Annotated in this window: 15 protein-coding genes; 9 read left to right on the top strand and 6 right to left on the bottom strand. The window is 36.1% G+C overall.

The window, feature by feature from the left end; translation table 11 throughout:
* Window positions 1-10: 10 nt before the first annotated feature.
* Genes BUE84_RS17735 through BUE84_RS17750 form a run of 4 tightly spaced genes read left to right on the top strand, consistent with a single transcriptional unit; the run spans window position 11 to window position 4,808 of the window.
* Entirely contained in the window at window positions 11-1,441 is a 1,431-nt protein-coding gene (locus BUE84_RS17735; RefSeq protein ID WP_079242846.1) for an anion permease, read from the top strand.
* Window positions 1,442-1,457: 16 nt separating this feature from the next.
* Entirely contained in the window at window positions 1,458-2,114 is a 657-nt protein-coding gene (locus BUE84_RS17740; protein WP_079242847.1) for a succinate dehydrogenase cytochrome b subunit, read from the top strand.
* Window positions 2,115-2,125: 11 nt separating this feature from the next.
* A complete protein-coding gene (locus BUE84_RS17745; protein WP_079242848.1) occupies window positions 2,126-4,042 on the top strand; it encodes a fumarate reductase/succinate dehydrogenase flavoprotein subunit in 1,917 nt (638 codons plus the stop codon).
* A gap of 13 nt (window positions 4,043-4,055) precedes the next feature.
* Window positions 4,056-4,808: a succinate dehydrogenase/fumarate reductase iron-sulfur subunit gene (locus BUE84_RS17750; protein WP_079242849.1), complete on the top strand. Its 753-nt coding sequence runs from the start codon at window positions 4,056-4,058 to the stop codon at window positions 4,806-4,808.
* Window positions 4,809-4,899: 91 nt separating this feature from the next.
* On the opposite strand, the gene BUE84_RS17755 is transcribed toward BUE84_RS17750, so the two are convergent.
* The 5 genes from BUE84_RS17755 to BUE84_RS17770 all read right to left on the bottom strand — a co-directional run bounded on the left by BUE84_RS17755 (window position 4,900) and on the right by BUE84_RS17770 (window position 9,202).
* Window positions 4,900-5,673, bottom strand: coding sequence for a cyclase family protein (locus tag BUE84_RS17755; RefSeq protein WP_079242850.1), 774 nt, complete (start codon window positions 5,671-5,673; stop codon window positions 4,900-4,902).
* A gap of 82 nt (window positions 5,674-5,755) precedes the next feature.
* Window positions 5,756-6,607, bottom strand: a complete 852-nt coding sequence (locus BUE84_RS17760) for a GLPGLI family protein (RefSeq protein WP_079242851.1) — start codon at window positions 6,605-6,607, stop codon at window positions 5,756-5,758.
* A 79-nt stretch (window positions 6,608-6,686) separates the two neighbouring features.
* Window positions 6,687-6,833 carry a hypothetical protein gene (locus BUE84_RS24480; RefSeq protein WP_158521380.1) on the bottom strand — a complete coding sequence of 49 codons (147 nt, stop codon included), beginning with the start codon at window positions 6,831-6,833 and terminating at the stop codon, window positions 6,687-6,689.
* A gap of 331 nt (window positions 6,834-7,164) precedes the next feature.
* Complete coding sequence (locus BUE84_RS17765) at window positions 7,165-8,127, bottom strand: hypothetical protein (protein ID WP_079242852.1); 963 nt, start codon at window positions 8,125-8,127, stop codon at window positions 7,165-7,167.
* Window positions 8,128-8,188: 61 nt separating this feature from the next.
* Window positions 8,189-9,202, bottom strand: a complete 1,014-nt coding sequence (locus BUE84_RS17770; RefSeq protein WP_079242853.1) for a nucleoid-associated protein — start codon at window positions 9,200-9,202, stop codon at window positions 8,189-8,191.
* Between the two features lie 339 nt (window positions 9,203-9,541).
* On the opposite strand from BUE84_RS17770, the gene BUE84_RS17775 reads away from it, so the two are divergent.
* The 5 genes from BUE84_RS17775 to BUE84_RS17795 all read left to right on the top strand — a co-directional run bounded on the left by BUE84_RS17775 (window position 9,542) and on the right by BUE84_RS17795 (window position 12,229).
* Window positions 9,542-9,706 carry a hypothetical protein gene (locus BUE84_RS17775; RefSeq protein WP_238594287.1) on the top strand — a complete coding sequence of 55 codons (165 nt, stop codon included), beginning with the start codon at window positions 9,542-9,544 and terminating at the stop codon, window positions 9,704-9,706.
* Window positions 9,707-9,717: 11 nt separating this feature from the next.
* Window positions 9,718-10,074 carry a hypothetical protein gene (locus tag BUE84_RS17780; protein ID WP_079242854.1) on the top strand — a complete coding sequence of 119 codons (357 nt, stop codon included), beginning with the start codon at window positions 9,718-9,720 and terminating at the stop codon, window positions 10,072-10,074.
* A 265-nt stretch (window positions 10,075-10,339) separates the two neighbouring features.
* Window positions 10,340-10,735, top strand: a complete 396-nt coding sequence (locus tag BUE84_RS17785) for a hypothetical protein (protein ID WP_079242855.1) — start codon at window positions 10,340-10,342, stop codon at window positions 10,733-10,735.
* Window positions 10,736-10,872: 137 nt separating this feature from the next.
* Window positions 10,873-11,475, top strand: coding sequence for a hypothetical protein (locus BUE84_RS17790; RefSeq protein WP_079242856.1), 603 nt, complete (start codon window positions 10,873-10,875; stop codon window positions 11,473-11,475).
* Window positions 11,476-11,599: 124 nt separating this feature from the next.
* Window positions 11,600-12,229 carry a hypothetical protein gene (locus BUE84_RS17795; protein WP_145953289.1) on the top strand — a complete coding sequence of 210 codons (630 nt, stop codon included), beginning with the start codon at window positions 11,600-11,602 and terminating at the stop codon, window positions 12,227-12,229.
* Window positions 12,230-12,266: 37 nt separating this feature from the next.
* Here BUE84_RS17795 and BUE84_RS17800 read toward each other — a convergent pair whose 3' ends face one another.
* Window positions 12,267-12,779 (bottom strand): thioredoxin family protein, encoded by a 513-nt coding sequence (locus BUE84_RS17800; protein ID WP_079242858.1) that lies wholly within the window; start codon window positions 12,777-12,779, stop codon window positions 12,267-12,269.
* Window positions 12,780-12,828: the final 49 nt, after the last annotated feature.

Consider the following 12,828-nt stretch of genomic DNA (forward strand, 5'->3'; position numbering starts at 1 on the left):
AGTTAGTATCATGAAAGAAATTAATATCAAAAACGTAGCGATCACATTTGTTGTTGCGTTAATTATATGGTTCATCCCTGCTCCGGAGGGTGTAGCCGAGAATGCCTGGCATCTGTTTGCCATCTTTGCGGCAACTATTTTAGGGATCATTCTTAAAGCGGCTCCAATGGGTACAATGTGTATGATGGCTATTGGTTTTACAGCCCTTACACAGGTAGTTGCTCCGGGAGATGCCGGAAAATCCATTACCAAAGCTCTTTCCGGTTTTGGAGACAAAGTAATCTGGCTGATCGGGATTTCATTCTTTATTGCCAGAGGATTTATCAAAACAGGACTTGGAAACCGTATCGCCTTTTTATTCATCAGAGTCTTTGGTAAAAGTTCACTGGGACTTGCTTACGGATTAGGACTTGCCGATGTTTGTCTGGCACCTGCTATTCCGAGTAATACAGCAAGAGGTGGTGGGATTATCTACCCGATCATGAAATCTATGGCGATAAGCTTTGATTCCGTTCCTGAAAAACCGGAAACCCATAGAAAACTAGGATCATTCCTGACTTTGAACAGCTATTATATGAACCTCATCGCTTCTTCTATGTTCCTTACCGGGACAGCCAGTAACCCGATGTGTCAGAAGTTTGCAGCCAATCTTGGGATTGATATTACCTGGATGTCATGGGCTGCGGCAGGTTTCATTCCGGGTGCGGTAGCATTCTTTGTCGTTCCTTTGGTATTGTACAAATTATATCCGCCTGAATTGAAAAAAACAGGGGATGCTCCGAAAATGGCAGCTCAGAAATTAAAAGAAATGGGACCTATCTCAAGAAATGAATGGTTGATGCTTCTGGCATTCTTCATTCTGTTAGCACTTTGGATATTTGGAGGAGCACTTTCTATTGATGCCACTACAACAGCATTTATCGGATTAACATTATTGCTGTTAACTTCAGTATTAACCTGGGAAGATGTAAAAGGAGAAAAAGGAGCATGGGATACTATCGTTTGGTTCGCCGTACTGGTGATGATGGCAAGCTCTTTAAATGAATTAGGTTTCATTGGATGGTTCAGTAACCTTATCAAAGTACAAATTGGAGGTTTGAGCTGGCAGGTAGCCTTCCCGGTTATCATCATCGTATATTTCTTCAGTCACTATATTTTTGCAAGTGCTACCGCTCACGTAGCTGCTATGTATGCTGCCTTGCTGGGTGTAGGTGTTTCTTTGGGAATTCCTCCAATGTTACTGGCAATGATGCTTGGTTTCATGGGTTCTATTTATGGAGTACTTACCCATTATGGCCACGGTCCGGCACCGGTATTCTTCGGAAGTGGATATGTAGATCTCAAAGCCTGGTGGGTAAGAGGTCTTGAAATAGGAATCGTCCTATTGATCATTTATATGGTTGTAGGAGGATTGTGGATGAAAGTCTTAGGATATTATTAATCAATAAATCAAAAATATGTTATCAACACTGTCAAGAAAAATGCTGATGTGCCTTACAGGACTCTTTTTGGGATTCTTCCTGTTGATTCATTTCCTTGGAAATCTTCAGCTTTTTCTTCCACAAGAACAGGCACACCTGCAGTTTAATGCTTATTCGCATTTTTTATCAGGAAATATCATTATCAAAATAGTTTCTTATGTTTTGTATGCCAGTATCATTCTGCATGCTGTAGACGGGCTTATTATTACTTTAAAAAATAAAAAGTCAGGAGGAGGTTATCAAACGGACAGACGTGGAAGAGCCAGCAAATGGGCTTCCAGAAATATGGGAATCCTCGGAACATTCATTCTGATTTTCCTGGTGATCCATTTCCAGAACTTCTGGTATATCTATAAATTCGGAAATCCTCCTTTGGATGAAAACGGAAATAAAGATCTCTACATTCTGGTAGTGAATGTCTTTAAAGAATGGTGGTATGTTATCATTTATGTACTGTCAATGATTGCTTTATGCTATCACCTGATCCATGGGATACATAGTGCGGTAAGAACGCTGGGATTATATCATCCTAAGTTTGTACAATGGTTCAAAACTATCGGGATTGCCTATTCAATCATTATCTGTGTAGGTTTTGCATTGATGCCGGTGTATGTATTCTTTACTTATCATTAAAAGGAACGATCATGATTTTAGATTCAAAAATACCACAAGGCCCATTAGAACATAAATGGGAAAATTATAAAAAGAAAGCAAGGCTCGTTAACCCTGCCAACCGTAAAAAGCTGGATGTGATTATTGTAGGAACAGGTCTGGCGGGAAGCTCAATCGCAGCTTCTTTGGGAGAAATGGGATATAATGTCAAATCATTCTGTTTTCAGGACAGCCCGAGAAGAGCGCACTCTGTGGCAGCACAAGGAGGCGTAAATGCAGCAAAAAACTATAAAAACGATGGTGACAGCGTATACAGAATGTTTGTAGACACGCTAAAAGGAGGAGATTTCAGAGCCCGTGAAGCCAATGTATACCGTATGGCAGAATGTTCTCTGAACCTTATTGACCAGGCTGTAGCTCAGGGCGTACCTTTCGGTCGGGAATACGGTGGATATCTGAACAACCGATCCTTCGGAGGAGTTCAGGTAAGCCGTACTTTCTATGCGAGAGGACAAACGGGACAGCAGCTACTTCTTGGTGCCTACCAGGCTTTAATGCGACAGGTCGGAAAAGGTTCTGTACAGTTATTTTCAAGACATGAAATGCTGGATCTGGTTACCGTTGACGGGAAAGCCAGAGGAATTATCGTTAGGAATTTAGATACAGGAGACATTGAAAGACATGCAGCACACGCTGTAATATTGGCAACAGGTGGTTACGGAAAAATCTATTATCTGTCTACTCTTGCGATGGGATGTAACGGTTCTGCAATCTGGCGGGCTCATAAAAAAGGAGCTTTAATGGCTTCCCCAAGCTGGATTCAGGTACACCCTACTTCCCTTCCGCAATCCGGAGATTATCAGTCGAAACTGACCTTAATGTCTGAATCATTACGTAATGACGGAAGAATCTGGGTTCCGTTGAAAGAAGGTGAAAACAGACTACCCAATGATATTCCGGAAACGGAAAGGGATTATTATCTTGAAAGAAGATACCCTGCTTTCGGAAATCTTGCGCCAAGGGATATTTCTTCCCGCGCGGCAAAGGAAAGAATTGATGCAGGTTTCGGAATCGGACCTTTGAAAAATGCAGTATATCTCGATTTTTCAAAAGCAATACAGGAACAGGGAAAAGATAAGATTAAGGAAAAATATGGAAACTTATTTGATATGTATCTTAAAATAACAGGATATGATGCGTATAAAGAACCTATGATGATCTCTCCTTCTGCTCACTTTTCAATGGGTGGACTTTGGGTAGATTATGAACTGATGACCACTGTTCCGGGACTTTTTGCTTTAGGTGAGGCTAATTTTGCCGATCATGGTGCCAACAGATTAGGCGCAAACTCTCTTTTACAGGCTTCAGTAGACGGATATTTCATTGCTCCTTATACAATTGCCAATTATCTGGCCGATGAAATTCATACCGGAAAAATTTCACCGGATACTCCGGAATTTGAACAGGCTGAACAAGCAGTGAAAGAACAGATTCAGGACTTTATGAACATCAAAGGAACCAAAACCGTTGATTATTTCCACAAAACATTAGGAAAACTCCTGTACGATTATTGCGGGCTGGCCAGAAACGAAGAAGGATTGAAATATGCCATTCAGGAGATCAGAAAACTGAAACAGGAATTCTACAAAGACGTAAGAGTTTCCGGACAGGGAGATAAAATGAATACCGAGCTGGAAAAAGCAGGCCGTGTTGCCGATTATTTCGAAATCGGTGAACTGATGTGCTATGATGCATTAACCCGTAACGAATCCTGCGGAGCTCATTTCCGGGAAGAGTTCCAGACACCGGATGGAGAAGCTATGAGAAATGATACCGAATATCAGTTTATCTCTGCCTGGGCATGGACAGGTGAAAATGGCGAGCCAGCATTGATTAAAGAGCCTTTAATCTTTGAAGAGATTCAGCCAACGGTAAGAAGTTACAAATAAAAAACAGAAAATTATGGATTTACATCTTAAGATATGGAGACAGAAAGATAGAAAAAGTGAAGGAAAACTCGTCGGTTATGACCTGAAAGGATTGAATTCCCATATGTCTTTCTTAGAAATGCTGGATACCCTGAATGAAAAACTGATCACTGAGGGAGATGAACCTGTAGAATTTGATCACGACTGCCGTGAAGGAATCTGTGGACAGTGTGGCATGATGATTAACGGTATTGCCCATGGTCCTTTGAAAAATACAACGACCTGCCAGCTTCATTTAAGGTCTTTTAAAGATGGGGAAACGATTTTGATAGAACCATTCCGGGCTGAAGCATTCCCTGTGAAAAAAGATTTAAAAGTAGATCGTTCTGCTTTTGACAGAATTATATCTTCAGGAGGTTTTGTATCTGTAAATACCGGACAGGCTCCTGATGCAACGGCTATTCCGGTGACTCACCAAACGGCTGAAGAAGCTTTTGATTCTGCAGCATGTATCGGATGTGGAGCTTGTGTGGCTACCTGTAAAAATGGTAGTGCCGCCCTATTTACCTCTGCGAAGATTACCCACATGGCACTTCTTCCTCAAGGGAAAGAAGAACGAAGTAAAAGAGTGTTGGATATGATTGCACAAATGGACACAGAATTATTTGGGCACTGCTCCAATACGGAAGCCTGTGAAGTGGAATGTCCTCAGGGAATTTCCGTACTCAATATCGCCAGAATGAATTTTGAGTATAACAGAGCTTTGTTTTTCAGAAAGAAAAATTAAATGAGCCGAAAGTCGAAATGATACTATTTAAAAGGACGAATTTGCTTATTGACAAATTCGTCCTTTTTGTTTTTCTTTAAAATTTACATTCCTATGCATCTATCATCGCTACTACTCTCGCCGGAGCTGCAGATCCTCCAACAATTTTAAGAGGAAATACACAGATCTTAAATCCGGACGGAGGCAATGCTCCAAGATTGGTAAGCTGCTCGATGTGTAAATATTCTTTCTCAATTCCTACGCGGTGGCCTTCCCAGAAGAATTCGGGATCATTCAGTTCTTTGGCTTTTTGAGCCATATATTTTAATGGAAGATCCCAGCCCCACTGATCAATTCCCATTACTTTTACGCCCTGATCAATCAGCCATTCTGTAGCTTCTTTGCTCATTCCTGTTCCCTTTTCTACAAAATCAGGAGTTCCCATCAGCTTATCATGATCAGTTCTGATCAGTACAATATTTCCTTCCTGGATGGTGATTCCGTTTTTATTCAGATCATTTTTAAGATCATCTACAGTGATGGCTACAAAATCTTCTTTATGAGTACAGTCGATCACAATTCCTTCTCCATAACACCACTCCAATGGAATCTGGTCTATTGTTTTAGCAGGTTTCCCTTCTACAACAGGCCCATAATGCCATGGAGCATCAATATGAGTGGTGGCATGAAGTCCCATATTTTTGATGGTATCATCTGCCCAACCCGTCCAGTTTTTAGGAAAAAGTCTTGAAGGAAGTCTCAGTGCCAGACGAATCAGCCAATGTGATTTCCGGTGTGCTTTATGTTTGATTTTCACCCGCATGAACCATGGGTCTCCTGCATTATACTGAATGGGTTTTGTTAAATCGACAAGTGTTGTTTTCATATGATTTAGGTAAGGAGGCAAAGGTAATGAATAAGGTAAAAAGACGAATAGAAATTAACAAACGAAAAAAGTTTAGCCATCACTAATCTTTTTCTAATTCTATCGGGTTTTCATATCTTTTGTTTTCTTCTCTTTCTTTTTGTCTTTGCCGTATCATTTCTTGACCTTGTATAATAGTGGTTTCAGAACTTTGAAGTACACCCATTAAATTGGCATTAGCATCTTTTACCGCTTTTTCAAATTTCGGTCGAGTTGTCTCAAAAGCTTCATGATATCGATTTTCATTTACCTTAATTAATTTGTCTTTTAATTGAGATGCATTGATAGATTTTACAAGCTCAAAATCATACTCTTCTTTATCATCTGTTATTTTAACAATCAGTCCTGGTAATCCACTAAATTTATATGGGCCATAGGGTAAAGGAATTTCGGGAGAATACCAGGCGATCCAATTTCGTCCCTTAAAGGTAACTTCCGCTTTTTTACAATTAATTGTGTTTATTATTTTTGTGTCATTACTCAATTTCCAATTTTTAATGATCGGTTCTTTATAGCTAAGTATTGACATTCCAACTAAGTTAAAATACTGTATATTTTCATTTGATTGTATTATGGTAAAGGAAAATTTTGTTTTTGGAATGGATACTCCTTTTGAGCTTAACAGTTTTGCTCCATTTTCTAAAGTTTTTATTGGAAGTGCTTGGAATACTGAATCTCTTTTCAGTGATTGAATACTTGCAAAAAAAGCACGTTCATTACCTATCAGTAATGAAAAAAATTCTTCATGTTTATAATCAGGAGTTAATGTATTCAATTTAGCTTTTAATAAATAGGTAAACTCACCACGCAGAGTATCTCTTTTATGTAATTGAGAGAAAAATAAGACACTAAAAAATAAGGCTAATAATTGAAATAATTTTTTATAGTAATCCATAGAGTTATTTTTGATTACAAAAAAATACACTTATAACTTTATAAGGTCATAAGTGCAAATAATTAATATGAAACAAATATTAATTACAGTAATTTGCTTCAAGATTTGCAAGCCACTGATTTGCTTGTTCAGCAGTCCAATCTTGTGTTGTAGTAGCAGTCTGACCACAAAATTCTGCAATCCACACCTGTTTAATACCTCCTTTTACAGTTTTTAAGGTCTTCACGAGTCAATTTTTTAATTTTTTTCATAAAATATGTTTTTTTTGGTTAGATCACAAATATATACAACGAACTCTTATCCACAGCATATCTTTTATTATGTTAAGTAGCTATTTATCTGAGTAAAACATATTTTTCACTTAAAGATTTTCCGTATAAAACTGAATGGGTTTTATCATATTAGTTAAACAAAAAAGCATTTATTAAAAATAATGCTTTTGGGTATTTTTTTATATGTTAAATAATTAATTTCAAACAGAGATTTTTAGAGGTAAAGTATAAAGGTTCTTTAATTATTTTGATGAATCATTATCCTTTTGTTTTGTTCCTTTGTTTTTAAATTCCTTTAGGAATCATAATTTTCTTCGGATCGTTCTCATCATACATGATCTCAATGTTACCATATTTAGGGACAGAAGAAAGATTTAAAAGGCTTACAACTTTCTTAAAGACTGCAATATGTTCAGTTCCTCTGAAATCTTTAAAACTCACCTGAAACATGATCTGCGGCTGATCATTTACCATAAGACCAGTCTGGCTTACACTAATGATATTGGCTTCCGCATTTCTTCCTGAGAAGAGGATCCGTTCTTCTTTCTTATTTTTAAAAAGCTTACTGATCAGCAATTGGAAAACCAATATATAAATCAGAGTCATCACTCCACTGAAAATAATCGGGTGCATGAAGGTCAGAAACCTCCAGCCAAAATCGAAGGATTCCCGCATGTAGAAATAATAATATAATCCAGTCACATAAGCAATTAAGAATACAATGAATGCAACTCTTAAAATGATTCCAAAGGAATTAAAACCAACTTTCTGGTCGCTTAAAATAAAATAGGGTTCCTGTGACACTTTAGGATTCAGCAATACTTTCACCTTATTTCCGACAGCAAATCTTTTTTCCTGTGGTTTGGAATCGTGAAACATCATTTGATGTTCAATTAATGTATTTCTAAGATTAGGAAATGAAAGAACGATCTGAATGACATTCATATTGGTTTTCGGAATATATTTCAGAAGTTTATAATCAATGATTTGTCCTTCTCTCGGAATTCCGTTCCTAAGTATAGACTGGATGGTACTTTTCTCCTTAAAGGTTTTGATGAAAAGAATATTAATAAAGAAGGCAATCACATACATCCATATGAGCAAAGAAAAACCGAGATACCCATAGCTCACGGCTAATGAATTTCTCGGTTCTGTTGCAAGTTCCTCCCCCATCATATAAATGAAAATCGGAAAAGGAGCACAGAAAAAAAAGAAAAAAGCTCCCCAGAAAATGATCATAAATTTCATAACTGTTATTTTGTGTGGTCTGATAAAGTTATGATATTATAATGGAATGGCCGAGTTCTTTTTACACCTCTTTTTCAAAATAAAGTCTGTAATATTTTCCTTTATCATCTTCACCCATTTCGATTTTCTGTCGGTCTCCGTGGATGTAGATATGAAAGTTTTTATCTAATTTAATGATACTTTTGAAGTGTCTTTGTGTCTTTTTTACCGCTGCTTCACTAATCGGAAATTCTTCAGCGATATTCACCTGCATATCCTGCTCGTAATCTGTTTTAAAGTTCACGAAACTTTCAATCACATGTTCGTCACCCAATACTTCACTGGCAAATTCATCCAGCTTAAATTCTTCTTTTTCTTTGAAGAAATTGATAGACTTATTCAGGAAATCTGCCTGATCTGCTTTGGAAACTTCAAATTCCTGAGGAAGCTGTTTTGTGATATAATCTTTATACACCATCAAAGCTTCCTGTGTGTGGAAATATTCATCATCACGCTGTTTTACTTTCAGGAAATCTTCGAACCAGTAATACATATCTCCGTTTTTGTTGTTGTCAACCACAGAAAGTACATATCCTGTTTCTTTATTATTGTTGTAAATCAAAGCCGCTTTATCAATTTTAGATAACCCGATTCCCTGATCTTTTTCAATATCAAATGTTTCTTCAGCAGGATTGATTTTCAGGAAAGATTCTCTCTTTTCTGTTTTAAAAATCCCGATTTTATCCACTTTATCCGGACGGTCGCTTTCATCCTCAAAAAGAACAATGAAAAGCTCTCCACTCTGAACTCTTGGATTTTCTGCCGCTTCGAAAAGATGTTTTGCAATATTCTCAGATTCCCAGATGAATTTTGCTTTGTCATCAAAAATTTCTGATACAGCACTATACACCGGATTATTGACCAGGTAAGTATCACTGTAAAAATGGAAGGTTTCTTCCGATTTAAAAGAACCTAAAAAGTAGTCTTCAAGCATTTCTGCCATTCCTTCTTCCAGCTTCAATTCCTCCTGGGAAAGTGTCAGCGAATCTCCGTTGATCTTATTTCCGACTCTGTGTACTATTATTTTTGAAAACATTTTTCTGAATATTTGGACTGCAAAGATATTCATTCTTATCCTTACTGCGAAACTTAAAAAATGTCATTTTATACTACTCTCTTTGACCACCCCGTCAAAAATTCTTTGAATTTTCGCCACCTCTCCAAAGGAAGGGAATTCTCAGTCTCTCATTTGTAATGGCAGGTAACATAAGTTTTTGTCTTTTATTTTCATATTGATAAAAACCTTATCATTTTGACAGGCTTTTTTGTTTTAAAAATTCAAACACAAAATCACAACTAATTATATATCAACATCTTAATTAAATTCCATTTTCAACGGAATATCATTGGCATCATCATTTGAAAACATAGAAAAATGGACTTAAAAACATTAAACAGAATCGACAAGCTCAGAAGATTAAAAAGCAGAGGACCAGCGACTCCAAAGTGGCTTAAGCCTTATCATATGCTTTTTATTGCTTTTTTAACCATTTTCATCTTTGGTGCTATCATCAAAATGCTTGAACACAATCACAATTAAAATATAATACGATGAACTATTTACAAGCCGTAAAGGAAATCACCGATGTGGTTCCCGATTTTGAAAAAGAAATAAAAGAAATTAAAATTCAAAACTCATACAGCATTATCCGGACGTTTACGGAACGTATTAAAAATATGATCCGCCAGAATGACAGAAATCTACTGTTCAGAAGTTTACAGAAAATGGACAAAATATACACTGACGGAGATACAGTATTAAAGAATGCTATTGAAACTACTTTTATCTATTCGCTGGACAATTGTACTGCCTTCTGCACTGAGGAATACAGAAAAGTGATTTTTAGTCACATTTCTGCCAACCTTCAGAAGGTGTATTCGAGACAAATTTACAGTCACGGCATATAAAGGTTTTGTTACATTTTTTATCTGTTTCATTACAAAGTGTTTAAATTAAACAAAAATCAAAATAACTCACAGTCAATAGATTATGAAAAATAAAATCAGAAGGATTTCAGATTGGAAAACCTGGAAAACTACGACTAACAGACACAATGCAGAGATATTACTCACTCACATCGCTGTGATAGTCGGTGTATTCATTTTTGCAGCCTGTCTTTAAATTTTGGTATACATTTAGCTGCAATATAAAGTGTTTGAAAAATTCTTAATTATGATGAAAGTACAAATGCAAACTATTAATCAAAAAATAGCTGTTGAATACTTAAAATTTTTCTATCCGCCACTTCGCAATGAGATCACACAGTTGTCTGTACAGGACAATTTCGCTGGGGTCATGCAGGCTACCGTGAATTATCTGAAGAACCTGTTGCAGGAATCTAAGATCAATATCATTGCCCATCATATCAAGCTGATGGACTGGATCTACAGAAACGGGAATTCTTATGTAAGAACCATGATTGAAAACCTTTTTGTAAGATCTTTCGAAAGTTTTAAAAAACATGCCAAAATCCAACATTGGAAACTTCTTTACCAATATATGCCTGTAAGCTTCCAGATCATTTATAATGAACAAAAGAAGCAGGATCAGATGTATTTTGGGAAATAAATGAAATTAAAAGACGAAAAAGCGAATCTATCAATTTGCTCTTTCGTCTTTTTACTTTTTAGCCCTGTTAAAGGGAAGTTTCACCCTATTCTATTTCACCAATCCGTGTAAAAGGTCTATTTTTGCAAAAAGTACCGATGAAATACCCATTTTATATTGCGATGCTATCATTATCGCTGATCTCATGTGAGAATAATGACAGTACGATTGATGATCCGAGACCTGTTGATAAAAATGTTTACCAGTTTCAATTTAAAAGCTATACTGTAAAAAATACAGTTTTGTATCAGGGGGCAAAAGGAGAAAAATCTACTCCGGATGAATCTTACCTCAACAATTATTGGAGTCTCTATCAGGAACCTGCCTGGGAAAAAATAAGCATTGATCTTAAAAACAAGATCATCAAATTATTATCAGAAAACTCATCTACAGATTTTACTTACAGTTTTACCATTGCGAATGATTCTGTACTAATCAAAGAGAATAACAATAGTAAGCCAAGTTATATTGGTGATTTCAATAAAAACACCTCTTCATTCACGTTAAAAAGAACGTACAGATACGTTAAAAAAGTTCCCCGAGATGACAATGACGCCCTATTAATTACTAAAAGTGCTCATTTTGGAACCACTCAATACGAAAATATTTTTGTCAATATATTTTCCACTCCTTCTGAAATGATCAAAACAGGAGATCAGGTTTTATGGACCAATATTGAATATTCTTATAAAGAATTGTAGTTACATCCTCATTTCTTAATTATTAAACTAAAAAAACTTCCTGCCTCACTACGATCCAGGAAGTTTTCATTATAAACATTCTATAATAATATATGTCAAAGATCGTTTAGTGATAAACCATACCATGAAAATAAAATTTTCACTATTCTTTCTGTTTTCACTATACTTAATGAATGCCCAGATTTCCGGCCAGCTAAAACAACTCATCGACCCTATTGATAAAGAATATTTTGACTTAATAATTAAAGAGGATTATAATACAGAAAGGTATTCCAAATTATCCGAAATGTATAATGAGATTGATAAAACAGCAACCAATGATGAACTGTTTTATTTGGCAGTTACCGGAAGTACTTTTATAAGAATCAATGCAATATCTTCTCTTATAGATAAAAATGACAAAAGGATTGTAGATTTATATCGTTATTATTCCAAGTTTACCTTGATCTATTATCAGAAAATGGGATGCGTGGTTACAGCTCAGGATATGGCATTAAGCAATATACGGGGAAAGATTATGAATAAAATTAAATATTATGAACTGTATAAGCATATGAAAACGCAAAAAAATTGGGAACTCCTTTTTTCCAATGAAGAAATTGAATACTATGAAAAATTCAATGTGAGTGATTTTAAATTGTATGTAAAAGCATTTGATGAAATCGACAAAAAATTTATTCCCGAAAGAATAGAAACCAATGATTCTATCAAAGAAATATGGAAAGATAACAAACTTCAGGTACCTTCATTATAAAAATAAATCCCAGGTAATATTCCCGGGATTTTATTTTTTATTTCTTCACAAACACTTTCTCTATAATCTGTGACTCTTCATTACTTAGTTTTGAGGCTTTCCCCACCTTGGCAATAAAAGTATTTACTTCTTCCGGTGTGGCTGGTGATCCCAAATTTTCTCCTTTAGCATCAAAAGAATCTGCCAATACTTCTCCTTTTGGATTGAGAATCACCCAGAAAGGAAGTCCGGCAGTTCCGCCTTTATATTTATTCATCAGCTCTTGTCCACCTGGATTTTCAAGGCTCCTCTTATCACCTCTTTCCTGAACATCTACATAAGCCGTGACAAATCTTTTATCAAAAATAGGTTTGGTTTCAGGAAGATCCATATTTTTTTCCATCATTTTGCACCATTTGCACCATGAAGCATGGAACACCAGTAAAACATTTTTCTTTCCTGCTTTAGCTTCCGTGAAAGCCTTATTTAATACGACATCTGCTTTTTCCTGCGCCGCTCCCAACTGGAATAGTAAAAGGGTAACAACGATAATAATTTTAGAGTATTTCATTCTGAATTTTTATTTAAAACTTACACGAATTTAGGTATTTTTATCTACA

This window comes from Chryseobacterium indologenes (assembly GCF_002025665.1).
Taxonomy (GTDB): Bacteria; Bacteroidota; Bacteroidia; order Flavobacteriales; family Weeksellaceae; genus Chryseobacterium; species Chryseobacterium metallicongregator.